The sequence below is a fragment of the Halomonas sp. A29 genome (genome assembly GCF_046723295.1).
In the GTDB taxonomy this organism is placed as follows: Bacteria; Pseudomonadota; Gammaproteobacteria; order Pseudomonadales; family Halomonadaceae; genus Halomonas.
This window is the reverse complement of sequence record NZ_JAXQPR010000005.1, coordinates 130690-154749: the sequence shown is the minus strand read 5'-3', so window position 1 is coordinate 154749 and position 24060 is coordinate 130690. Positions and strand designations below refer to the sequence as shown.

The window sequence follows — 24060 nt, the reverse complement described above, 5'->3', positions numbered from 1 at the left end:
TGCAACCAAGCTCCAGCGCCCTTGCCGCTCCCGGCAGGGGCGCTGGTCGTTTGGCAGTGGCGATGTCGTAACGACGGTCTTGCCGACTTGATGCTACTTTCACATTGCTGCTTTACTGCCGCCATGGCGGAAGCGACTAGCGCGAAATGGGTTGCTGGGGTAGGGTAAGCGGATTTTTCACCCCGCGAGGAGCGCTCGCCGAGAAAAGCGAGCAGGAACCGTCAGGTGGGGCTAAAGAACCTCGCCGTGCAGAATATGGAGCACTATGGGCAAGTCATTGGTCATCGTCGAGTCGCCGGCCAAGGCCAAGACGATCAACAAGTATCTCGGCAACGACTTCATCGTGAAGTCGAGCGTGGGTCATATACGTGACCTGCCGACCAGCGGCTCAGGCAAGGCGGCCTCCGATCCCAAGGAGCGCGCACGCCAGGCGGCGGCAACGCGCAAGATGTCGCCCGCAGAGAAGGCCGAGTACCAGAAGCACAAGGCCAAGGACCAGCTCATCCGGCGCATGGGTATCGACCCGGAGCACGGCTGGAAGGCCCACTACGAGATTCTGCCCGGCAAGGAAAAGGTCGTGTCCGAGCTGCAGAAGCTTGCAGAGAAGGCCGATACCGTCTATCTCGCGACCGATCTCGATCGCGAGGGTGAGGCGATCGCATGGCACCTCAAGGAGACCATCGGCGGCGACGATGCACGCTATCGCCGCGTGGTGTTCAACGAGATCACCAAGAACGCCATCAAGGAGGCGTTCAAGGAGCCAGGCAGTCTCAACATTCCCCGCGTCGAGGCGCAGCAGGCACGACGCTTCCTCGATCGGGTAGTGGGGTTCATGCTCTCGCCGCTGCTGTGGGCCAAGATCGCCCGCGGGCTGTCGGCCGGCCGGGTGCAGTCGGTGGCGGTGCGCCTGATCGTCGAGCGCGAACGCGAGATCCGGGCCTTCGTACCGGAGGAGTTCTGGGACGTACACGCCGATCTGGTGTCGAGCGAGGGCGAGCCGGTACGCTTCGAGTTGGCGCGCCAGGACGGTAAGACGTTCCGCCCGACCTCCGAGGCAGAGACACTCGAACGTATCGAGCGTTTGCGCAAGGCATCTCTTGCCATCACCGCCAGGGAAGACAAGCCCACGCGCTCGAAACCGGGCGCTCCTTTTATCACCTCGACCCTGCAGCAGGCCGCCAGCGGCCGTCTCGGCTTCTCGGTGAAGAAGACCATGACCCTGGCCCAGCGCCTCTACGAGGCGGGCTACATCACCTACATGCGTACCGACTCCACCAATCTTTCCCAAGATGCGGTGGCCATGGCCCGCGAGCACATCGAGCAGGAGTACGGCAAGCGCTACCTGCCCGAGTCGCCCAACCGCTACTCGAGCAAGGAGGGCGCCCAGGAGGCTCACGAGGCGATCCGCCCATCCGACGTGAATCGCCGTGCCGTCGACCTGGCCGGCATGGAGCGCGATGCCGAACGCCTCTATGACTTGATCTGGCGCCAGTTCGTGGCCTGCCAGATGACGCCGGCCGAGTATCTGTCCAGTACCCTGACGGTGGAAGCCGACGGCTACGAACTCCGGGCCAAGGGGCGGGTGCTGAAGTTCGACGGTTATACCCGAGTGCTGAAGCCGGCCGGCAAGAACGAAGACCAGGTACTGCCGGATCTCGCCGAGGGCACGCCGATGCAGCTCGAGGCGCTCGACCCCCAGCAGCACTTCACCAAGCCGCCGGCCCGTTACACCGAGGCGAGCCTGGTCAAGGAGCTCGAGAAGCGCGGGATCGGTCGTCCGTCAACCTATGCCTCCATTATCTCCACCATCCAGGACCGCGGCTACGTCAAGCTGGAGAACCGGCGCTTCTACGCCGAGAAGCTGGGGGATATCGTCACCGAGCGGCTCAAGGAGTCCTTCCCCGATTTGATGGATTACTCGTTCACCGCACGCATGGAGGACAGCCTCGACGAAGTGGCTGAGGGCGAGCGCAACTGGCGCGAGCTGCTCGATGCCTTTTATGGCGAGTTCCGCGAGGAGCTGGAGGCCGCCGAGAGCGAAGAGGGCATGCGCCCCAACCAGCCGGTACCCACCGATATCGACTGTCCCACCTGTGGACGCAAGATGCAGATCCGCACTGCCTCCACCGGGGTGTTCCTGGGCTGTTCCGGCTATAACCTGCCGCCCAAGGAGCGTTGCAAGACCACCATCGACCTACTGCCCGGTGACGAGGCCGTGCCTGCCGACGCCGGCGAAGAAGCCGAGGCCCAGGCATTGCGTGCCAAGCACCGTTGCCACAAGTGCGGCACGGCGATGGACAGCTACCTGATCGATGAGCACCGCAAGCTGCATATCTGCGGCAACAGCCCCGACTGCGACGGCTATGAGGTCGAGCAGGGCAAGTTTCGTATCAAGGGCTACGAAGGTCCCACCATCGAGTGCGACAAGTGTGGCAGCGAGATGCAGCTCAAGTCCGGCCGTTTCGGCAAGTACTTCGGTTGTACCAACGAAGCGTGCAAGAATACACGCAAACTGCTGCGCAGCGGTGAGGTGGCACCGCCCAAGATGGACCCCATTCCCATGCCGGAGTTGGCATGCCAGAAGGTCGAGGACCATTACGTACTGCGTGACGGCGCCAGCGGCCTGTTCCTGGCTGCGAGCAAGTTCCCGCGCAACCGCGAGACGCGCCCGCCGTTGGTGCGCGAGTTGAAGGCCCACGCCGGCGAACTGCCCGACAAGTACCGCTACCTGCTCGATGCCCCCAGCGAAGACTCGGAAGGACGACCGGCTCAGATCCGCTACTCGCGCAAGAGCAAGGAGCAGTTCGTCATGACCGAGGAGGAGGGCAAGGCGACCGGCTGGCGGGCAACCTACGATAACGGTAGGTGGCAGGTAGAGGACAAGCAGAAGTGAGCCCACGAGCCCGTACCAATCAACTGCTCTACCAGGCCGAATTGATCCTGGATATCCCTCCGGGAGAGGACGAGCACGCCGAAGCACGGCGAATGGCCGCCGAGGAGTCCGCTCTGGCGCTAGCCGAGCTGGCGTTGGAGTCGCTGCTGCGTGAAGTAACCGAGCATGCCCGGCTCGAGCGCCACGACTGGCGCGAGCTGCTGGGCCCGGAGGGCGCCGGCGTTGCCGAACTCCATCGCCTGCGCGAGTTGGCAGTGCGTCCCGAGAGCTGGCTTGGCTGGCTGTTGCAGCGCCTCGAAGCGCTGCATGACAGTGGCGGCGTGGCGCGTCGCCGCAACCCTTCCCAGCCCGGGCTCATTGCGGTAGGCAGCGGTGCTGCTCTCGGCGATGAGTTGCGGGCCTGCCTGCATGAGGCCAAGCGGGAGATCGCCTCGCTGCGCGAGACCAGCGAGGAGTGGTAGCTCAGCGGCTCGGCCACCATAGCGCTGACGGCTGACGGCTGACGGCTGACGGCTGACGGCTGACGGCTGACGCCCCAGCCCGTTACTGTCTGGCCTATCGCCTTTGGGTGATATAGGTCAAGCGGTGACGGCTGGCTTTGGCTAGGATGAAAGTAAGGGCCGGTCATCAAGGCTGGCGGGGTCTGAGCAGGGGGGGCTCACATGCGCTTTCATCAAGTCAAGGAGCTGGTGAGTTGGGCGGCGGATTATCATGCCCGCCTGGCCGAACAGTATGCCCGAATGGCATCGGCGGGAAGTAATGAGCGGGTGCGAATGGCGCTGGAATACCTGGCGCAGCGTGAGCGCAAGCTGAAGGCCGACTTGCTGGGCTATCTCGACGATGGCAGCAGCCATCGCAATGTACTCGATACCTGGTTCGACGACCCCAACGACTTTCCTCATGCTCCAGTACTTGAACGATTACCAGGAGGCGTCGATGGTGAGAGTGTGCAGAGCGTGCTGGCCACGGCGCTGACAGCGCACAGGACCCTTCAGGACCTCTATGCGCATCGGGCCGACCTGGCCGGGGGCAGTGACGAGAGGGCCTTCTTCGAGGCTTTGTCGGCAGGCCATGAAGCCGAGGTGAGGCACATCGCTCGCGATATGCAACGACTGGAAGATTATTGAGGAGGTCCTATGTCGGAACAGCTACTCTCCCCCAAGATGCTGGGCTATTGGACATACGAGCAGTTGCACGACACTCCAGACGAGTCGGGTATTTTCTGTGTCTTCCGTGCTGCCCGCGATCCGGAAACCGAGCAGATGGAGGTCCAGGAGCTACTCTACGTCGGCGAGCATCGTAGTGCACGCTACGGCCTCGAGCATCACGCGGATCAGGACAAGTGGCAGGCTTTCCTGCAGTTAGGCGAGGAACTCTGGTATGCGGTTGGCCTGGCCGGACATGCCAACCGCGAACGCCTCGCCGCGGCCATGATCAACGCTCACAAGCCGCGTTTCAACAACAGCAGCCAATACCGCGATCACTTCCCCTACGACGAGACCACGGTGCATATCTACGGCAAGAAGGACAAGCTGCAGAGCATCTTCACCGTGGAGCGCACCGCCTAGTGCACTAGGGTCAAGCCCCGAAGCCCAAGGGCGACAAGCACCCCCGCAGGCCAGCCTGTCGGGGGTGCTATGCGTTAGGTGGCGTGACACTGAGCTGCGGTGAGCCGCCAATGGGCTAGACTGCCCCCATCGGCCGACATCAGCATCGAGGATCCATCAGGGAGGAGGAGACCGTGTCCGAGGAGTTCCTCAAGCGCCACTTGTTGTCTTCACTGCTGCCGCTATTGGCAGCGGAACAGTCGCCTGGCGGCACCGCACTCGAGGCTTTCGCGCTTCTCGGCGATGCCCAGCGGTCCAGGGCCACCGACGTGCACCTGGACCCCGAGCAGGATGGCTATCGAATCCGCCTGCGCATCGATGGACGTATCGTCGATGCGCTACGCATCGACGCGGCCCAGGGCGCACGCCTGGTGAACCAATTCAAGGTATTGTCCAAGCTCAATCCGGTGCCATCCCTCGCCACCGCCGAGGGTGGTTTCAACTGGTCGCCTGAGGAGAGCGGCATCCGGGAAATCTCCCTGCGCGTCACGGCGGTGCACTGCATGGCGGGAGAGAAGCTCGCGATTCGCTTCCTGGCGCCGCCACAGACCTTCGATGACGTGGTGGCGCTGGGTATCGGCGAGGAGGGGGCGCTGGGCATAAGGCGCTGGATGGATGCCACGGGCAGCATGCTGCTGGTGGCCGGGCCAACCGGTGCAGGCAAGACCACGACCCTCTACACGTTGCTTGGCCAACTGCAGTTGACCGACAGCCATGTGGTCACCCTGGAAAACCCCGTCGAGTACAGTATCCCGGGGATCAACCAGATCCAGGTGGACCTCGACCATGGACTGGACTTTGCCAATGGGACCCGCTCACTCCTGCGACTCGATCCCGACTATGTGCTCATCGGTGAAATTCGTGACCGCGAGTCTGCCCTTGCTGCACTGAGCGTGACCAGCAGCGGCCGTTCACTGCTGGGCACGCTGCACAGTCGCGATGCCGTAGGGGTCGTGACCTCGATGCGTCAGCTCGGTCTTGCCGACAGTGAGATCAGTGCCAACCTGGGGCTGATCATCGCCCAGCGGCTGGTACGCCGGCTGTGTCAGCATTGCCGCGAGCAGGTGCCGCCCGGTCGGCGTGACCGTGAATGGCTGGAGGCGATCGGCCAGGCTCCGCCTGAATCTACCTGGAGCGCCAAAGGTTGTGCGCAATGCGATGGCCTGGGTTTTCACGGCCGCATCGGGGTGTTCGAAATCTGGCAGCTCACCCCTGAGGACCACTCCCGGATCCTGCGCCATGCCGATGAATCCGAGCTGCGTCGCAGCCTGCTCGAGCGTGGTGCCAGGCTGATGCTGGTCGACGGGCTGGCCAAGGCCGAGGCGGGCATCACCAGCCTGCGGGAAGTATTCCGCATGGGCGCCATCCTCTCAGCCTGATGTTCGCGCTGCGCCGAACGACTCAGTGTCGCGCCTGCGTGGCAGTCCCTTGTGCTATCATGCCCATCGTCTTGGCCCCGGAGGCGAAGTCGGGGGCGCGTGCGACGGTCGCGTGCTGAGCGTGGCGCGGAGGGAACTTCCGGGCTGGGACACGTGTAAGCTTCTCGATCGACCCATGGTCGTAGCGGAAGGGTCGACTGTGGGGCTATGGCAAGCTTGTACAAAGGCCATTGACCGGCGTCATGAATGCAATGTTTGGTTACGTTAAGTGGACTGACAGTCGTGGCGGGATACGTTATAAAATGCTAACGAACCGACCTGGCCCGTGAGGTGTCGATGAAGCCCGTTTCCCGCCGTCGCTTTGGCCAGATGGCCTTGCTGGCTCCCTTCGCCCTGCTGACTGGCCGCGAAGCCCACTCGAGCCTGATCGAGACCATGCTGTCACGCGCTCATCTGCCACGTCACGACAGTGAGGTATGGATACTGGTCGACGATCGTGAGTCTTCACTGAGCCTCTATCGTGGCAATATGCTGCTCGAGCGCTTCGCTCCCGTCTCACTGGGACGGGGCGGTGCCGATACGATGCGCGTCTATGGTGGCAACGTCACGCCAAAGGGCGAGTTTCGCGTCAATCGCTTCAATTGGGAGAGTGACTGGCATATTTTCGTCGGTCTGGACTATCCTACGCCATCACATGCGCGCATGGCGTTGGAATCAGGGCTTTACACGGAGCAGGATTACGCAGATTATTTCGCCTACTACCGGCACCACGGTTACCCGCCCCAGCGAACCGTGCTGGGGGGCTTCATCGGTATTCATGGAGTCGGTAGAGGGGACCCTGAGGTTCATGCGAGCTATCACTGGACCCAAGGGTGCGTAGCGGTAACTGATGAGCAGATCGAAAGGCTTTCCGAGCTAATCGACATTGGCACTCGCGTCGTCATCCGCTAGGCTCAAGATACGCAAGGGACGTTTCGAGCTATGGACAAGCGCCGTCTGTTATTATAAAACAGCGTTTGACTCCTGTGCTTGGCAGCAGTCGCTGCAAGAATCCTGCACTGAGCAGGGGAGCCTGGATCACAGGCAACATTAACGCCGCTGTACTAACTGTGCAGTACCAAGGAAGACTCAAGGAGAACATCATGACTCTGAAGACCACCCTGAAGCTGACCGCCGCTGCTGCTTCTATGGCCATCCTGGCTGGTTGTGCCAGCAACGCTGCTCTGGACGAAGTTCGCCAGACTGCTGAAGCTGCTCAGGCCGACGCTGCAGAAGCTCGCAGCATCGCCACTCAGGCGCAAAACACTGCTAACCAGGCTCAGCGTGACGCCCAGGCGGCTCTGCAGATGTCCGAGCAGAACCGCGAAGAAATGAACCGTATGTTCCAGCGCTCCATGCAGAAGTAATTCTGCCGAGTGCCTCATCGCCCTCGGGCGATGGCGGTTCTGCAACGAGAAAACCCCGCTTCGGCGGGGTTTTCTTGTTATGGGCGATGCCCACTGTGTCGGTTGAAAGCGCTAGCGCTGGTAGGCTTCGAGTTCCAGGAACAGGCCGGAAACCTGGCTGATCTCGATTTCGGAGAACAACCCGTTGTTGAGCTCTTCGTCATGGGAGTCGGTCGCGGGGGCCGGCTCCTCTTCGGCGACCTGCAACAGCGAGACCAGGCGACCATCGGGGTTTTCCACCACGCGGCGCAGTTGGGCGTAGTCGATCGGCGGACGCTCTTCACCGAAGGCATTGGCGACTACTTCCATGGCGTTGAGGATCGGCTCGAAGGTGCCCACGTTCTCTTCCAGCAAGGGGAAGGATTGCGCATAGAGAATGCCGTCTACCGACCAGGCGACCTTGAACGGCTGGTCGATGATGTTGACCTGGGTGCCGCTGGGCACGCGCTCGTAGAGCGATTCGATGTCCTCGGGATACATGCGAATACAGCCGCGGCTGGCACGCATGCCGACGCCATCGGGTCTGTTGGTGCCATGGATCAGATAGCTGGGCAGGCCGAGCAGGATGGCGTGACGGCCCAGGGGGTTGTCGGGGCCCGGCGGTACTATGGCGGGAGCCGGCTCGCCACGGGCAGCTGCCTCTTCGCGCATGGAGCGCGGCGGCGACCAGTGGGGATCTTTCACCTTGACGGTGGTGCGGGTCACGCCCACGGGTGTGGCAAAGCCATCGCGACCGATGCTGATGGGGTAGGTTTCGACGATGCCGGGGCGCGAATAGTAGTACAGGCGCAGCTCCGAGAGGTTGACCACGATGCCTTCCCGTGGCGCATCCGGCAGGATGTGCTGTGCCGGGATCACCACTTCGGTGCCGGGGCGGGGTGCCCAGAGGCTCACCTCGGGGTTCGCCATGCGCATCTCTTCATAGCCGGCGTTGTGACGGCGACCGATGTCAATCAGAGTGTCGCCTTCCTCGACGACGACCGTATAGGCCTCGCCGATCACGTTACCCGCATCGGGAAGGTGAAAATGGCCTCGAGGCAGCTCCTGTGGTGGGCTGGAGCCGTTTTCCTCGGCAAGTGCCGCTGTCGCCAACAGGGCGGCAAGGCTTAGCAGGGCAGCGCCCAGGCCGATACGCCTGGCCAGTGTCGGGTTGTTCATTTTACGTCATGATCTCGTCATAAGGTCGCTTGGCGAGCGGATGTTGCTTGGCATCAGCCCTCGCTGGGCGACGGTCATACGCCCCGATTGATCTGGGGCGCCGGGTTCGTGTCGAGGCTGCGATAAGACACTTGTGTATAGTATAGCGTTCCCCGTCATTGCGGGAGCCCTGGCACTCTGTGGACCCCATTTTGCTCAGGCGGCCTGGGTCTTGCGGTTGAGCACATCGAGCAGTTGCTCCACGGCCTGGAAACGGGACTCTTCCTGGCCCATCTCCGCTTCGAAGCGCAGGGTGTCGGCGCCGTCGAGGCGATAGCACTGTGGCTGCGTCTGGATCAGCTTGACCAGGACCAGCGGATCGACCTGGGTCTGGCCGCCAAAGATCACCCGGCCGCGCGCCGCGCCGGCTTCCAGGCGCACGATACCGAGACGCTCAGCACGCTGGCGCAGGCGGGTCTGGCGCATCAGCGTCTTGACCGCCGCCGGCAGCAGGCCGAAGCGATCGATCATCTCCACCTGCAGCTCCTTGAGTTCGGCTTCGTCGGCGGCACTGGCGATGCGCTTGTACATCACCAGGCGCTGCTGCACGTCGGGCAGATAGTCGTCGGGAATCAAGGCCGGAAGGTTGAGGCTGACTTCGACGCCATCGCTCAGCGGGGCTTCGATATTGGGTGTCTTGCCGGCGCGGATGGCGGCCACCGCACGGTCGAGCATTTCCATGTAGAGGGTGTAGCCGATGGCTTCCATCTGGCCGCTCTGCTCTTCGCCGAGCAGTTCTCCAGCGCCGCGAATCTCCATGTCATGGCTGGCCAGGGTGAAACCGGCGCCGAGGTCCTCGGCGCCGGCAATGGCTTCCAGGCGCTTGACGGCATCCTTGGTGATGACCCGGGGCGGAGGGGCAAGCAGATAGGCGTAGGCCTGGTGGTGACTTCTGCCCACGCGACCGCGCAACTGGTGAAGCTGGGCCAGGCCGAACTTGTCGGCGCGTTCGATGACGATGGTGTTGGCGCTGGGCACGTCGATGCCGGTCTCGATGATGGTGGAGCAGACCAGCACGTTGTAGCGCTTGTGGTAGAAGTCCGACATGACCCGCTCCAGTGCTCGCTCGGGTAGCTGGCCGTGGGCCACCGCGACGCGTGCATCGGGCACCAGGGCGCGAATCGTCTCGGCGGCGGTCTCTATGGTCTTGACCTCGTTGTGCAGGTAGTAGACCTGGCCGCCACGCAGGATCTCGCGCAGAACCGCCTCCTTGATGATCGATTCGTCGCGCTGCTGGACGAAGGTCTTCACCGACAGCCGGCGCGCCGGCGGCGTGGCGATGATCGACAGGTCGCGAATGCCGCTCATGGCCATGTTGAGCGTGCGTGGGATCGGCGTGGCGGTGAGGGTGAGAATGTCGACCTCGGCACGCAGCTCCTTGAGGCGCTCCTTCTGGCCGACACCGAAGCGGTGCTCCTCGTCGATGATGAGAAGTCCCATGTTGGGTAGCTTCATCGACTTCGACAACAGCTTGTGCGTGCCGATGACGATGTCCGCCTGGCCGCTTTCGATGCGCTTGAGTGAAGCTGCCTGGCCCTTGCCGGCGGTGAAACGCGAGATCAGTTCGATCTGCACCGCGGTGTCGGCGAAGCGATCGCGGAAATTCTCATAGTGCTGGCGTGCGAGCAGGGTGGTGGGCACCAGGACTACCACCTGGCGCTCCGAGTGCACGGCGAGAAACGCCGCGCGCATGGCGACTTCGGTCTTGCCGAAGCCGACATCGCCGCATACCACGCGATCCATGGGGCGCGGAGCGGTCATGTCGCCGATCACCGCGGCAATGGCGGCGCGCTGATCGGGGGTCTCCTCGAACGGGAAGCTGGCGGCGAAGCGGGCGTATTCCGCGTCGGGCGGCGCGCAGGCAAAGCCTTCCCGGGCCTCGCGGCGGGCGTAGACGTCGAGCAGCTCGGCGGCGGTATCGCGGATCTTCTCCGCTGCCTTGCGCCGCGCCTTGTCCCACTGCTCGGAGCCGAGCCGATGCAGTGGGGCGAGCTCGTCATCGACACCGGCGTAACGCGAGATCAGATGCAGGTTGTCAACCGGCACGTAGAGCTTGGCGGCATCGGCATACTCCAGGGCAACGAACTCCGCCGCCTGGCCGCCAGCCTCGAGCCGCTCCAGGCCGCGGTAGCGCCCCACGCCGTGGGTCTGGTGCACTACCGGGGCGCCAGGGCGCAGCTCGGCGAGGTGCCGAATGGCCAGCTCATTGGTATCCGTGGCCTTCTCGCGCCGGCGGCTCTGGCGAACCACGTCGCCGAACAGCTCCGTTTCGCTGATCACGGCAAGGCTGGGTTGCTCCAGCCACAGTCCGGCGCTGATCTCACCCTCGGTAAGCGCCAAGCGAGAGCTGCCCTGGCGAAAGGCATTGAATCCTTCGGCATGGGGAAGCTCGAGGTGCAACGGGGCCAGCATTTCCTCCAGCGCCTCACGGCGACCACGCGATTCGGCGACGAACAGCACCCGGGTGTCGTCATGCTGCTCCAGGAAGCGCTCGAGCGCTGCCAGCGGCTGCTTGGCGCGGGCATTGATCGCTACTTCGGGCAGCTCCAGCGCGGCGACCTGGTGGGCATGCTGGTGTGCCGGGTCGGCGGTCAACTCCACTCGGGGGTGACGCTTGATGGCTCCAAACACCTCGGCGGGTGGAACGAAGGCGCGGTGGGGCGGCAACAGCGGTCGGGTAGGGTCGACGCCGAGGTTCTCGTAGCGGCTTTCGATGGCTTCCCAGTGGTGTTCGGCGGCTGCGTAGGCATTGGGTAGCAGCGCCACTCGGGTGCCTTCGGCCAGATGCTCGAACAGGGTAGCCGTCTCTTCGAAGAACAGCGGCAGATACTGCTCCAGTCCGGGGGAGGGGATGCCCTTGAGTGCATCGACATACAGCGGGCACTGGCGTGGGTCGACGTCGAACAGGGTCTCGAAGCCTTCGCGGAAGCAGGCGATGGCCGAGCGCGACAGCGAATACTCGTGCGCTGGCAGCAATTCCACACGCTCGACCTTGTCTTCGCTGCGCTGGGTGTCGGGGTTGAAGCGACGCAGGGTGTCGACCTCATCGTCGAACAGGTCGATGCGCAGTGGGCTTTCGCTGCCCATGGGGTAGAGATCGATCAGTGCCCCGCGCAGGGCGTACTCGCCCGGTTCGTAGACCGTTTCCACGGCGCGATAGCCGGCGCGAGACAGACTTTCGCGAAAGCCCTCGCGATCCAGTCGCATGCCTGTCTCGAGGGTGAGCACCCGTCCGGCGATGTACTCGACCGGAGGCAGTCGCTGCATCAAGGTGTTGATCGGCACCAATACGATACCGTGTTCGCCGTCCTGGAGCCGTCGCAGGGTGCGCAGCCGCTCCGAGACGATATCCTGATGCGGTGAGAAGCTGTCGTAGGGCAGCGTTTCCCAGTCGGGAAAAGGCAGTACCGGTACGCTGGCGAAGAAGCCCAGGTCGTTCTCCAACTGCTGTGAGCTGGCGGTATCCGGTGTGATCACCAGCAAAGGCGCGTCGCTGGCCAGGTGGGCCAGCGCCAGGGCAGCCGAACTACCCGGCGGCGTCTGCCAGTAGAGGGTGTCGCGAGTCCCCGTCGGGCGGGGCGGATCGAGCGGCGAGAATTTGGGCATGTTGTCGTCGAGCGTTTCTTCGGTCGTGAGTGCTGCCGTCAAGGCCGTTCGCAAAGCCTGGATAGAGGCGGCGGTAGGTGAGGGATCATACCAGCCCGATGCGACGCTTGTAGTCAACCCGCGTTTTCTGTAATCCCCCTACACCGCCTGCGACCATCCTGCGATTGCCCCGGCGAAGCGCGAACGGGATAATGACGACGAATTTACGACTACCAGAGAGGCTTCACGTGAGTCAGCAACCCCTCGAGACCGTCTTTCAGGAATGGCACGACAATCAGGCGCTTGCCGAGCAGATGATTCCGCTGATCGGCAGCCTTTATCGTCACAACAACGTGGTCACTACCCTCTATGGGCGCTCGCTGTTCAACCGCTCGGTGATCCGTATCTTGAAGGACCACCGTTTCGTCAGGAAGGTTGAGGGCACCGAACTCTCGGTGCGGGATACTCTGCCCCTGGTCCAGGCCATGATCGAGCTCAACCTGGGTCCGGCCCACGTCGACGTGGGCAAGCTGGGGGTGGCCTTCAAGAAGCGCGGCGGCGGCGACGCCAAGGCTTTCCTTCGCGATGAACTCGCCGAAATCGTCGATGCCCATGATCCGAATGGCAACAATGGCCACTCCAAGGACGTGGTGCTCTACGGCTTCGGCCGCATCGGCCGCCTGCTGGCGCGGGTGCTGGTGGAAAAGGCCGGCGGCGGTAACCTGCTGCGTCTGCGCGCCATCGTCGTGCGTGGCCGGGGCGATATCGCCAAGGACCTGGAGAAGCGGGCGAGCCTGTTGCGTCGCGACTCGGTCCACGGTCCGTTCGATGGCACCATCAGCGTCGACTACGAAGCGCGTACCATTTCCGCCAACGGTAACGTGATCCAGGTGATCTACGCCGACAAGCCGAGCGATATCGACTACACCGCCTACGGCATCGACAACGCCGTGGTGGTCGACAATACCGGCATCTGGCGCGACGAAGAGGGCCTTGGTCAGCACCTCGAGTGCAAGGGTGTATCCAAGGCGCTGCTCACCGCACCGGGCAAGGGCAGTATCAAGAACATCGTATTCGGCATCAACCACGGCGACATTGCCGAGGACGACTCCATCCTGTCGGCGGCATCCTGTACCACCAATGCCATCGTGCCGGTGCTCAAGGTGCTCAACGACGAATACGGCATCGAGTGCGGCCACGTCGAGACGGTGCATGCTTACACCAATGACCAGAACCTGATCGACAACTACCACAAGGGCGATCGCCGCGGGCGCAGTGCGCCGCTCAACATGGTATTGACCGAGACCGGTGCCGCCAAGGCGGTGGCCAAGGCGTTGCCGGAACTTTCCGGAAAGCTCACCGGCAATGCCATTCGCGTGCCGATCCCCAACGTCTCCATGGCGATCCTCAACCTGACCCTGGGGCGCGAGACCGACGCCGAGGCGCTCAACGACTACCTGCGCCGCATGTCGATCGACTCTTCCTACCAGAAGCAGATCGACTACGTCGATTCACCCGAGGTGGTGTCGTCAGACTTCGTCGGCAACCGGCATGCCGGCATCGTCGATGCCAAGGCGACTATCGCCAGCGGCAAGCAGGCGGTGCTCTACGTCTGGTATGACAATGAGTTCGGCTACAGCTGCCAGGTGGTGCGTATCCTGCAGCACATCTCAAACGTGCACTTCCTCAAGCTGCCGCGCGCCCAGGCCTGAGCCTTGGCCATATTCCCGACCTTCAGGGTCGGGAACCCCTGACCTGCATCACTTTCGTGTCACTCGGGCCGGTATCGCCATGATGCCGGCTCGATCCGTCCGGACTACCGGAAAGGCCTGCAGCGAGCGCCTTTCAACGCCAATTGGACCCAGTTGAAGCCAGGCGCAGAGCGGTTTTGTGCCCGCTTTTGCGACCTTAGGCCGTGTGGCCTTTGTTCGCGCTTGTCTTTATAATACTGGGGATTTTTTCGGGGTGGTCCGAAGTGCTTCGGGCCTGACTGGTAACGTACTGACCCAACAAGAATTCGAATCCATTCGAACCCCTTTCCTTCGCATTTCCGATCCATCAACTGGGCGAGACTATGATCGAAGTCAAGAAAGGCCTGGATCTCCCCATCATGGGGACGCCCGAGCCGCGCATCGAGAATGCGCGGCCCGTGCGTCACGTGGCTGTCCTGGGCACCGACTACGTTGGCATGAAGCCGACCATGGAGGTCCGGGAAGGGGACAAGGTGAAACTGGGCCAACTCCTCTTTACCGACAAGAAGAACGAGGGCGTACGCTTCACGGCACCGGCCGCCGGCGAAGTCGTCGCCATCAACCGTGGCGAGAAGCGCAAGCTGCTCTCCGTCGTCATCCAGGTTGACGAAAACGAAGAGGCCATCGAGTTCACGGCCCATGGGCGTGACAAGCTCGAATCCCTCGAGCGCCAGGTCGTCGTCGACCAACTGGTCGAGTCGGGGCTGTGGACGGCACTGCGTACGCGTCCCTTCTCGCGCAGCCCGGCCATCGACAGCGAACCGGCCGACATCTTCGTCACCGCCATCGACACGCACCCGCTGTGTGCCGATCCCGCCGAGATCATCAACGAGCAGGCCGAAGCCTTCGTGGATGGACTCAAGGTGCTGGCGAGTCTAACCCAGGGCAAGGTCTTCCTGTGTACTGCGCCCGACGCGCGGATTCCCGGCGGCGACGTGGCCGGCGTGCAGGTAGAGACCTTCGGCGGTCCTCATCCGGCCGGCCTCGTCGGCACTCACATCCACTACCTGTCGCCTGTCGCGTTGCACCGCAAGGTGTGGCACATCGGCTATCAGGACGTGATCGCCTTCGGCAAGCTGTTCGCCGAGGGCCGGATCGACGTCAGCCGGGTCGTGGCGGTAGGCGGGCCGCGTGCCGAGAAGCCGCGTCTGCTGCGCACGCGGATCGGAGCCAGCACCGAGGAACTGTTGGCCGGGGAAATCCTCCAACCCGAAGATACGCGCGTGATCTCCGGTTCGGTGTTCTCCGGGTTCACGGCAGAGGGCGGTCTGCGCTACCTGGGCCGTTTCCACAACCAGATCAGCCTGCTCGAGGAAGGCAACAAGCGCGCCTTCATGGGCTGGATGTCGCCGGGCAGCAATCGCCACTCCGTGCTGGGGATCTACCTGTCGAAGTTCAAGGGCCTCTCCAACTATGCGCCCAACACTTCCACCAACGGCTCCGAGCGGGCCATGGTGCCCGTGGGTGTCTACGAGGAGGTCATGCCATTGGATATCCTGCCGACCCAGCTGCTGCGCACGCTGATCGTCGGTGACATCGAGGTAGCCATGCAGCTTGGGTGCCTGGAGCTGGATGAAGAGGACCTGGCACTGTGCACCTACGTGTGCCCTGGCAAGTACGAGTACGGTCCCATCCTGCGTGACAACCTCACCATGATCGAGAAAGAGGCCTGATGATGGGTATCCGACAGACACTCGACAATCTCGAACCGCATTTCCACAAGGGTGGCAAGTACGAGAAGTGGTATCCGCTGTACGAGGCGGTGGACACCATTTTCTATTCACCCCCCAGCGTGACCAAGACCACGGCCCATGTGCGTGACGGTATCGACCTCAAGCGCATCATGATCACTGTTTGGCTGTGCACCTTCCCGGCGATGTTCTTCGGCATGTGGAACGCCGGCTGGATGGCGAACACAGCGATTGCCGACGGCTATGCTTCCCTGGGCGGCTGGCGCGAAGCCATCCTCATGACCCTGGCTTCCGGCCACAACCCGGACAGCCTGTGGGCCAACTTCGTGCTCGGTGCCACCTACTTCCTGCCCATCTACCTGGTGACCTTCGTCGTCGGCGGGTTCTGGGAAGTGGTCTTCGCCGTCAAGCGCGGCCATGAGGTCAACGAGGGCTTCTTCGTCACCTCGGTGCTCTACGCCTTGATTCTGCCGGCCACCATCCCGCTGTGGCAGGTGGCGCTGGGCATTACCTTCGGCGTGGTGATCGGCAAGGAGATCTTCGGCGGTACCGGCAAGAACTTCCTCAACCCGGCGCTGACAGGTCGTGCCTTCCTCTACTTCGCTTACCCGGCGCAGATCTCGGGTGATGCGGTGTGGGTGGCGGCCGATGGGTACACCGGTGCGACCCCGTTGTCCATCGCATTCCAGGAGAACATGGCCGAGCTCACCTCCCAGTACAGCTGGTGGGATGCCTTCATCGGCTTCGTTCCTGGCTCCGTCGGCGAGGTCTCGACACTGGCGATCTTCCTGGGGGCTGCGGTGTTGCTGTGGACCAAGATCGCATCGTGGCGAATCATGCTCGGTGTATTCCTTGGCATGGTGGCCACCAGTGCGCTGTTCAACCTGATCGGCTCCGAGACCAATCCGATGTTCGCCATGCCGTGGTACTGGCATTTGGTAATCGGCGGCTTCGCCTTCGGCATGGTGTTCATGGCCACCGACCCGGTGTCCGCCTCCATGACCAACCAAGGGCGGCTGATCTTCGGCGCCTTGATCGGTGTGATGACTGTGCTGATCCGTGTGGTGAACCCGGCGTTCCCTGAGGGCATCATGCTGGCGATCCTGTTCGCCAACCTGTTTGCGCCGCTGATCGATCACTTCTTTGTTCAGGCCAACATCAAGCGCCGCCTCAAGCGGACTGGTGTGCCGGCCGAGGAGACTGCCTGATGGCACAGAGCAATAACTCCATCAAGAAGATCCTCACGGTGGCGTTCGCACTTTGCATCGTGTGTTCGGTCATCGTGTCCACCGCCGCGGTGGCATTGCGGCCTATGCAGCAGCTCAACGAGGAGCTCGACCGCAAGACCAATATCCTGCGGGTAGCCAATCTCTACCAGCCAGGCATGGACATCGAAGCTGCCTTTGGCGAAATCACGCCGCGGGTAGTGGACATGCGCAGCGGTGAATATACCGACGAGTTCGATCCGGAGACCTTCGATCACTTCCAGGCGGCACGCGACCCGGCAACCGGGCGCACGCTGTCGGGAGATCGTGACATCGCCGGCCTGACTCGCGTCGAGAACTATGCCACCGTCTATCTGGTGGGCGATCCCGACGACCCCGAGCAGATCATCCTGCCGATCCGTGGCCAGGGCCTGTGGGGGCTGATGCGCGGCTACATGTCCATCGAAGGCAACGGTAATACCATCGTCGGTATCACCTACTACGAGCATAGCGAAACGCCGGGGCTCGGTGCGGAGGTCAACAATCCGCGCTGGCAAGCCCAGTGGGAAGGCAAGCAGATCTTCGCGGATGAGGAGAGCGTGACTCCCGCGATTCGCGTTGCTCGTGGTGCCGGCAGCGGTGAGCATCAGGTGGATGGCCTTTCCGGTGCTACCCTGACCTCCAACGGCGTCACCAACATGCTGCAGTTCTGGTTGAGCCCGGAAGGCTTCGGTGAGTACCTGGCGAGATTCCGTGCGGGCGTCGACCCGGAGGAAGTTCAGGAAGCCGACGTCGAACTCGAAGCTGAAGCTTAAGGAGCCTGACTATGTCCGCTGTGACTCCCAAGGGCGTCCTGACGACCCCGATCTTCAACAACAACCCCATCGCCCTGCAGGTGCTCGGCATCTGCTCGGCGCTGGCGGTGACGACCAGCATGAGCGTGTCGCTGGTCATGAGCCTGGCCGTAATTTTCGTGACGGCCTTCTCCAACCTGTTCGTATCGCTGATTCGGCATCACATTCCTTCGTCGATCCGCATCATCGTGCAGATGACCATCATCGCCTCACTGGTGATCGTGGTGGATCAGGTACTCAAGGCGTTCGCCTACGAGATGTCCAAGCAGCTCTCGGTGTTCGTCGGCCTGATCATCACCAACTGCATCGTGATGGGGCGTGCCGAAGGTTTTGCCATGCAGAACAGCCCCGGGCTCTCCTTCCTGGATGGTATCGGCAACGGCCTGGGCTACGGCTTCATCCTGATGGTCGTAGGGTTCTTCCGTGAGCTGTTCGGCTCGGGCAGCGTGTTCGGCTTCACCGTGCTGCATCCAGTGCAGGATGGTGGCTGGTACGTGCCCAACGGCTTGATGCTGCTGCCGCCGTCGGCATTCTTCATCATCGGCCTGATCATCTGGGCGCTGCGTTCGACGCACCCGGAGCAGGTCGAGGCGAACGAGTTCAAGATGAAGGAAAACACCAAGCCGAAGGAGGCCGTGTAACATGGAGCACTATATCAGCCTGTTCGTCGCCTCGGTTTTCGTCGAGAACCTGGCGCTGGCGTTCTTCCTGGGTATGTGTACCTTCCTGGCCGTATCCAAGAAGGTTTCGGCGGCCTTCGGCCTCGGTATCGCGGTCATCGTGGTGTTGACCATTTCGGTGCCGGTTAACAACGTGATCTTCAACGCGCTGCTGGCCGAGGGTGCGCTGACCTGGACCGGTATTGCCGGCGCCGAGAACATCGACCTGTCGTTCCTGGGGCTGCTCTCCTACATCGGCGTCATCGCGGCGCTGGTGCAGATCCTCGAGATGTTCCTCGACAAGTACGTGCCGGTTCTCTACAACGCGCTGGGCGTGTTCCTGCCGCTGATCACCGTGAACTGCGCCATCCTGGGTGGCGTGCTGTTCATGGTCGAGCGTAACTATGGCTTCGGCGAATCCGTGGTTTACGGCCTGGGTTCCGGCGTGGGCTGGGCGCTTGCGATCACCGCTCTGGCGGGCATCCGTGAGCGACTCAAGTACAGCGACGTGCCGGGTGGCCTGCAGGGCCTGGGCATCACCTTCATCACCGTGGGTCTGATGTCGCTGGGCTTCATGTCCTTCTCGGGCATCCAGCTCTGAGCCAAGGCGAGTTTCCGGCGGTGCCCGCACCGCCGGACAACAGGTTACACAGCAAATAGGAAACCGACATGGTTGGAACATCTGTCATCTTGCTCGGTGTGTTCATGTTCACCGTGGTCGTCATCGGCCTCGTGCTGGTGATCCTGGCCGCCCGCAGCAAGCTCGTCAGCACCGGCGACGTGACCATCGAGGTCAACGGCGACCCGGAGCACACCATCACCACCCAGGCCGGCGGCAAACTGCTCAATACCCTGGCGGCCAACGGTATCTTCCTCTCCTCCGCCTGCGGTGGCGGTGGTTCCTGCGCCCAGTGCAAGTGCCGGGTGGAAGAGGGCGGCGGGGCTATCCTGCCCACCGAGGAATCACACTTCACCATGCGCGAGAAAAAAGACGGCTGGCGTCTCTCTTGCCAGGTGCCGGTGAAGCAGGACATGAAGGTCGAGGTGCCCGAAGAGGTCTTCGGCGTCAAGAAGTGGGAGTGCGAGGTCATCGCCAACCCCAACGTGGCGACCTTCATCAAGGAACTCAACCTCAAGCTGCCTGAAGGCGAGAACGTCGATTTCCGCGCTGGCGGTTACGTGCAGCTGGTGGCGCCTCCCTACGATATCAAGTTCTCCGACTTCGACATCGAAGAGGACTACCGTGGCGACTGGGATAAGTTCGACCTGTTCAAGATCTCCCACAAGAACACCGAGGAAGTGATTCGCGCTTATTCCATGGCGAACTACCCGGAAGAAGTGGGTATCCTCAAGTTCAACATCCGTATCGCCACACCGCCTCCCGGCACCAACCATCCGCCTGGCTTGATGTCGACCTATGTCTTCAACCTGAAGCCGGGCGACAAGGTAACGGTGATGGGGCCCTTCGGCGAATTCTTCGCCAAGGAAACCGATGCCGAGATGGTCTTCGTTGGTGGCGGTGCCGGTATGGCGCCGATGCGCAGCCATATCTTCGACCAGCTCAAGCGCCTGCACTCCAAGCGCAAGATTTCGTTCTGGTACGGTGCGCGCTCCTGGCGCGAGACCTTCTACAACGATGAGTACGATCAGCTGGCCGAGGAGTTCCCCAACTTCAAATGGCACCTGGCACTGTCGGACCCGTTGCCAGAGGACAACTGGACCGGGCCGACCGGATTCATCCACAACGTGCTGTACGAAAACTACCTCAAGGACCATCCGGCCCCCGAGGACTGCGAGTACTACATGTGCGGGCCGCCCATGATGAACGCATCCGTCATCAAGATGCTGCTCGATATGGGTGTCGAACCCGAAAACATCCTGCTGGATGACTTTGGCGGATGATCCCCTTCGCCCTCGGGCGATTCTCCGGGCTGGCCCTCCATGGGCCGGCCCGGCTCCTTCTCCTGATATTAATGGCACTGGTGCTCAGCGCTTGCCGTGACCGAACCGATGAGCATCTCTACCAGGGCACCGCTCTGGGAACGGGCTACCACATCACCCTGTATGCCGATCTCGACCACAAGCAAGTCTCTGAGTTCGAAGCCGGCATACAAGGTGAACTGGCAAGTCTCGACCGACAGCGAAGCGGCTTCAATGCCGCGCTCGATGCGGCTCTTGGCTGGTTCTGGCTGTCCACGTCGGCGCTGCGGCATGAAGTGGACCGTGCATCGCATGCGCTTGCCGTCGATCGGCTGACGCTGTGGCTCGACGGCCAGCATGTCGCTCCTTCAGCCATGATGGTCGAAGTGGGTGGAGTCGTGCGCGCTCATGGCATGCCACCAGCGGGGGGCTGGCGCCTATCACTGGAACGGGCTGGGCTGCCCGGTCCGGAAGGTGCCCGGTACATACGCTTGCAGGATGCAGCTCTGGTGCATCGCTTTGCGCAGCAGGACGGAGTGCCACTGGTCACATTGACGACCCCATTGGCCGTTAGTGTCGTAGCATCGAGTGCCAACGAGGCCATGCGGCAGGCAAGTCGGCTGATGCATGTTACTCCTGAGGAAGCGTTGCGCCTGGCCGAAGCCATGGATAGTGCGGCCAGGGTTGTTGTCAAGACACCACAAGGTATCGAAATTCATCATACCGCGGCCCTCGAGTCCCGAATCGAACCGTAGCCGCAAGGAGTGTGACCACATGACTACTTTTCTCGTCGTTCTCGGCTTCATGCTGTTGATCATGGCTGCCATGGCTATTGGCGTAATCGCAGGTCGTAAGCCCATCGCCGGCTCCTGTGGCGGGCTCAACAAGCTTGGCCTCAAGGAAGGGTGCGACATTTGTGGTGGCAAGGACGAGGTCTGCGAGGAGGAGAACCGCAAGCGCAAGGACACACAAGTCAGTGCACGTCGCTCGAGCGACGAGAGTCGCGGTGCCGACCTGGGTTACGACGCTACCAGGCGCTGAGCACGGGAGCCGGACGACGTTAACGACAAGGGAAAGGAGACGCGAGAGCCCATGGCAGTACATAACTATGACGTGGTGGTAATTGGCACAGGCCCCGCGGGCGAGAGTGCTGCCATCAACGCCGCCAAGCATGGCAAGCGGGTTGCGGTAGTGGAGAAGCAGCCTGTCCTCGGAGGCAACTGCACCCACTGGGGCACCATTCCTTCCAAGGCGCTGCGTCATCAGGTCAAGCAGATCATGCAGTTCAATACCAACCGCATGTTCCGTGACATAGGTGAGCCGCGCTGGTTCTCCTTCCCCCGGGTGATGGAGCGTTCGCGTATCACCATCGACCAGCAGGTCGAGATGCGCACCAAGTTCTATGCCCGTAATCGCATCGATCTGTACAGCGGTGTAGCACGCTTCAAGGACGAGCATACTCTGCTGGTACGTGATCGTCAGGAAGCGCTGGAAGAGCTGGTCGCACAGAAGATCGTCATCGCCACTGGCTCGCGTCCTTACCGTCCTGCCGACATCAACTTCCGCCACCCGCGCATCTACGATTCCGATACCATTCTCAGCCTGTCGCATACGCCGCGTACGCTGGTTATCTTCGGTGCGGGTGTGATCGGCTGCGAGTATGCCTCGATTTTTTCTGGTCTCGGGGTCAAGGTCGATCTGATCAACAATCGGGATAGCTTGCTCTCCTTTCTCGACGACGAGATCTCCGACGCGCTCTCGTATCACTTGCGCAAGCACGGCGTGCTGATTCGCCACAACGAGGATTACGAGCGCGTTGAAGGTGATGAATCGGGTATTGTGGTCTATCTCAAGTCGGGCAAGAAACTGCGTGCCGATGCCTTCCTGTGGGCTAATGGCCGTACCGGCAATACCGACGAGCTGGGGCTGGAGAACATCGGGCTCGAAGCCAACAGCCGCGGCCAGCTGCAGGTCGACGATCATTATCGTACTGCCTTGCCCCACATCTATGCCGCTGGCGATGTGATCGGTTGGCCTAGCCTGGCAAGTGCTGCCTACGACCAAGGTCTGAATGCCTGTGATGAGTTGCTCGAGCGGGACTACCGCTTCGTCAATGAGGTACCGACGGGCATCTACACCATCCCCGAGATCAGCTCTTTCGGCCGGACCGAGCGCGAACTCACCGAAGCCAAGGTACCTTACGAGGTTGCCCAAGCCTTCTTCAAGGATACTGCCCGTGCCCAGATCACTGGCGATACGGTAGGCATGCTCAAGATCCTGTTCCATCAGGACACCTTGGAGATCTACGGCATTCACTGCTTCGGCGACCAAGCCTCGGAGATCGTTCATATCGGCCAGGCCATCATGCAGCAGAAGGGCGAGGCCAATACCCTCAAGTATTTCGTCAACACCACGTTCAATTATCCCACCATGGCCGAGGCCTACCGAGTCGCTGCCCAGAATGGGCTGAATCGGGTCTTCTGACTTAGCCTTATTTTTCTACTGTTCCAAACATTAGTTTTTTCATGCAGCGCCGGTCGAAAGACCGGCGTTTTCGTTAGGTTCGCCTGATTTGAATCTGCTCTTTCTTTCGCTTCTTCGTGCTCCCGCCATCTCATCCTGCTGCTGACTATCTCACTCCCCGATGTGGTTTTTCGGTAATCCTTTAATGTTGCAAGAAGATGACAAAAAGATATCAGAAAAATGATATACGCAGCCGTGGCCGTTATATGTGATCTTATGTAACTGTGATGACGGCTTTATTGCCGAAGCGGAATCCGGGATCGCAACATCGCGTAGTGTGAAGTAAAGACGGCAAAGGGTGCGGAGAAAGTCCCGAACTCCCGGGCGGTAGCGTGGTAGGGTTTGTATGTGTATCCTTTTGTATACATGGATATTCTGCCTTGGGAGTCAACCCCATGGAGTATGAAAGAACTCCCTTCTTCTCGGTTGTGGTACCCGTCTACAACAAGGCCGCGTATCTGGAAGAAGCGTTAGAGTCTCTCTATGCCCAACATTTCACGAATTTCGAGATCATTGCCGTTGATGATGGCTCGGTCGATGGCTCATGGGAACTGCTTGAGCTCCATCACAGACAGGGCAGGATCCGCCTGTATCGCCGGGATCGCCCAGGTCCCGGTGGATATGCGGCGAGGAATCATGGCGCGAGTTTGGCGCGAGGGCAATGGTTGGTCTTCCAAGATGCCGATGACTGGTGTTCGAAAGATCACCTGGCCGAGTTCAATGCCAATATTCGACGCAGCAAGGACAGTAGTATCAAGCTTTATGTCAATGCCTATGCAAAGCGGAGGGGCGATACCGTAAATTCGGCAATTGCTTTACCTCACAGTGGGAAATTGACGCGACAGCAAGGTCTTGAGCTTTTCTCTCGTTCTGACTACATACACATGAACGGAGCCTGTATAGAAAGAAAGTTCTTTCAAGAAAGCGGAGGATTTCCCGAGGGTGTCTATCGGCGAGGAGGTGACGTCTATTACTGGCTTCGAACATTGGCTTCCCTTCACAGTACTCATTATAGTCGTAAAATTACCAGTCATTGGAATATAGATAATTGTGGGATCAGTAATAACCTGAGCAATTTGGTTAATACGCACCCCGCAAGAGATTCCTTGGACAAAATGCCTCACGACTTGACTTGGAAAGAGGCTTATTACGCCAAGAAAGCCATCAACCGCAAGCTGATCTCCTGGGCGGTGGAAAAGAAGCGCCATGGCATGTCAATTGCCGAGGACATCAAGTCCCTGCATCCCGGAGCGCTATCGCTCAGGCAGGTGCTCCATTGTCTGACGCTTGTGCTGCCCGACAACCTGTTCGTTCACTGTCGGACTCTGGTGGGAAAGACTTTGTGAAAAGG

Annotated in this window: 20 protein-coding genes; 18 read left to right on the top strand and 2 right to left on the bottom strand. The window is 61.4% G+C overall.

What is annotated here, in order from left to right:
* The first annotated feature begins 265 nt into the window (after positions 1 to 265).
* From topA to SPH52_RS11060, 7 genes are all read left to right on the top strand, one after another.
* Positions 266 to 2893 carry a type I DNA topoisomerase gene (topA, locus tag SPH52_RS11090; RefSeq protein ID WP_411795087.1) on the top strand — a complete coding sequence of 876 codons (2628 nt, stop codon included), beginning with the start codon at positions 266 to 268 and terminating at the stop codon, positions 2891 to 2893.
* The gene (locus SPH52_RS11085; RefSeq protein ID WP_411795086.1) at positions 2890 to 3354 is read left to right on the top strand and encodes a DUF6586 family protein; all 465 of its coding nucleotides are present in this window, start codon (positions 2890 to 2892) and stop codon (positions 3352 to 3354) included. The genes topA and SPH52_RS11085 overlap by 4 nt, the downstream gene beginning before the upstream one ends.
* Positions 3355 to 3555: 201 nt before the next feature.
* The gene (locus tag SPH52_RS11080) at positions 3556 to 4020 is read left to right on the top strand and encodes a 2-hydroxyacyl-CoA dehydratase (protein WP_411795085.1); all 465 of its coding nucleotides are present in this window, start codon (positions 3556 to 3558) and stop codon (positions 4018 to 4020) included.
* Positions 4021 to 4029: 9 nt separating this feature from the next.
* Positions 4030 to 4461, top strand: coding sequence for a hypothetical protein (locus SPH52_RS11075; RefSeq protein ID WP_411795084.1), 432 nt, complete (start codon positions 4030 to 4032; stop codon positions 4459 to 4461).
* Between the two features lie 173 nt (positions 4462 to 4634).
* The gene (locus SPH52_RS11070) at positions 4635 to 5879 is read left to right on the top strand and encodes a GspE/PulE family protein (protein WP_411795083.1); all 1245 of its coding nucleotides are present in this window, start codon (positions 4635 to 4637) and stop codon (positions 5877 to 5879) included.
* 336 nt (positions 5880 to 6215) lie between these two features.
* Positions 6216 to 6830, top strand: a complete 615-nt coding sequence (locus SPH52_RS11065; protein WP_411795082.1) for a L,D-transpeptidase family protein — start codon at positions 6216 to 6218, stop codon at positions 6828 to 6830.
* A gap of 191 nt (positions 6831 to 7021) precedes the next feature.
* A complete protein-coding gene (locus SPH52_RS11060) occupies positions 7022 to 7285 on the top strand; it encodes an Lpp/OprI family alanine-zipper lipoprotein (RefSeq protein ID WP_167110963.1) in 264 nt (87 codons plus the stop codon).
* A 111-nt stretch (positions 7286 to 7396) separates the two neighbouring features.
* Here the strand turns inward: SPH52_RS11060 and SPH52_RS11055 are convergent, their stop codons facing one another.
* Both SPH52_RS11055 and mfd read right to left on the bottom strand, forming a co-directional pair.
* Positions 7397 to 8482: a L,D-transpeptidase family protein gene (locus SPH52_RS11055; RefSeq protein ID WP_411795081.1), complete on the bottom strand. Its 1086-nt coding sequence runs from the start codon at positions 8480 to 8482 to the stop codon at positions 7397 to 7399.
* 195 nt (positions 8483 to 8677) lie between these two features.
* Complete coding sequence (gene mfd, locus SPH52_RS11050) at positions 8678 to 12127, bottom strand: transcription-repair coupling factor (protein ID WP_411795080.1); 3450 nt, start codon at positions 12125 to 12127, stop codon at positions 8678 to 8680.
* 227 nt (positions 12128 to 12354) lie between these two features.
* Here mfd and SPH52_RS11045 point away from each other — a divergent pair, with 227 nt between their 5' ends.
* From SPH52_RS11045 to SPH52_RS10995, 11 genes are all read left to right on the top strand, one after another.
* A complete protein-coding gene (locus SPH52_RS11045; protein WP_411795079.1) occupies positions 12355 to 13818 on the top strand; it encodes a glyceraldehyde-3-phosphate dehydrogenase in 1464 nt (487 codons plus the stop codon).
* A 362-nt stretch (positions 13819 to 14180) separates the two neighbouring features.
* Complete coding sequence (locus tag SPH52_RS11040) at positions 14181 to 15530, top strand: Na(+)-translocating NADH-quinone reductase subunit A (RefSeq protein ID WP_411795078.1); 1350 nt, start codon at positions 14181 to 14183, stop codon at positions 15528 to 15530.
* Positions 15530 to 16756 carry an NADH:ubiquinone reductase (Na(+)-transporting) subunit B gene (locus SPH52_RS11035; protein WP_411795077.1) on the top strand — a complete coding sequence of 409 codons (1227 nt, stop codon included), beginning with the start codon at positions 15530 to 15532 and terminating at the stop codon, positions 16754 to 16756. The genes SPH52_RS11040 and SPH52_RS11035 overlap by 1 nt, the downstream gene beginning before the upstream one ends.
* On the top strand, positions 16756 to 17568 hold the full coding sequence (locus tag SPH52_RS11030) for a Na(+)-translocating NADH-quinone reductase subunit C (protein ID WP_411795076.1): 813 nt from the start codon (positions 16756 to 16758) through the stop codon (positions 17566 to 17568). Before SPH52_RS11035 ends, SPH52_RS11030 begins: the two co-directional genes overlap by 1 nt.
* 11 nt (positions 17569 to 17579) lie before the next feature.
* A complete protein-coding gene (locus SPH52_RS11025) occupies positions 17580 to 18248 on the top strand; it encodes an NADH:ubiquinone reductase (Na(+)-transporting) subunit D (protein ID WP_411795075.1) in 669 nt (222 codons plus the stop codon).
* 1 nt (position 18249) lies between these two features.
* The gene (gene nqrE / locus SPH52_RS11020) at positions 18250 to 18867 is read left to right on the top strand and encodes an NADH:ubiquinone reductase (Na(+)-transporting) subunit E (protein ID WP_411795074.1); all 618 of its coding nucleotides are present in this window, start codon (positions 18250 to 18252) and stop codon (positions 18865 to 18867) included.
* A gap of 68 nt (positions 18868 to 18935) precedes the next feature.
* Positions 18936 to 20168 (top strand): NADH:ubiquinone reductase (Na(+)-transporting) subunit F, encoded by a 1233-nt coding sequence (gene nqrF, locus SPH52_RS11015; protein ID WP_411795073.1) that lies wholly within the window; start codon positions 18936 to 18938, stop codon positions 20166 to 20168.
* 71 nt (positions 20169 to 20239) lie between these two features.
* Positions 20240 to 20941 carry a hypothetical protein gene (locus tag SPH52_RS11010; RefSeq protein WP_411795072.1) on the top strand — a complete coding sequence of 234 codons (702 nt, stop codon included), beginning with the start codon at positions 20240 to 20242 and terminating at the stop codon, positions 20939 to 20941.
* A gap of 19 nt (positions 20942 to 20960) precedes the next feature.
* Positions 20961 to 21227 carry a (Na+)-NQR maturation NqrM gene (gene nqrM / locus SPH52_RS11005; protein WP_411795071.1) on the top strand — a complete coding sequence of 89 codons (267 nt, stop codon included), beginning with the start codon at positions 20961 to 20963 and terminating at the stop codon, positions 21225 to 21227.
* A gap of 51 nt (positions 21228 to 21278) precedes the next feature.
* The gene (sthA, locus tag SPH52_RS11000; RefSeq protein WP_411795070.1) at positions 21279 to 22670 is read left to right on the top strand and encodes a Si-specific NAD(P)(+) transhydrogenase; all 1392 of its coding nucleotides are present in this window, start codon (positions 21279 to 21281) and stop codon (positions 22668 to 22670) included.
* A gap of 434 nt (positions 22671 to 23104) precedes the next feature.
* Positions 23105 to 24055 carry a glycosyltransferase family 2 protein gene (locus tag SPH52_RS10995; protein WP_411795069.1) on the top strand — a complete coding sequence of 317 codons (951 nt, stop codon included), beginning with the start codon at positions 23105 to 23107 and terminating at the stop codon, positions 24053 to 24055.
* Positions 24056 to 24060: the final 5 nt, after the last annotated feature.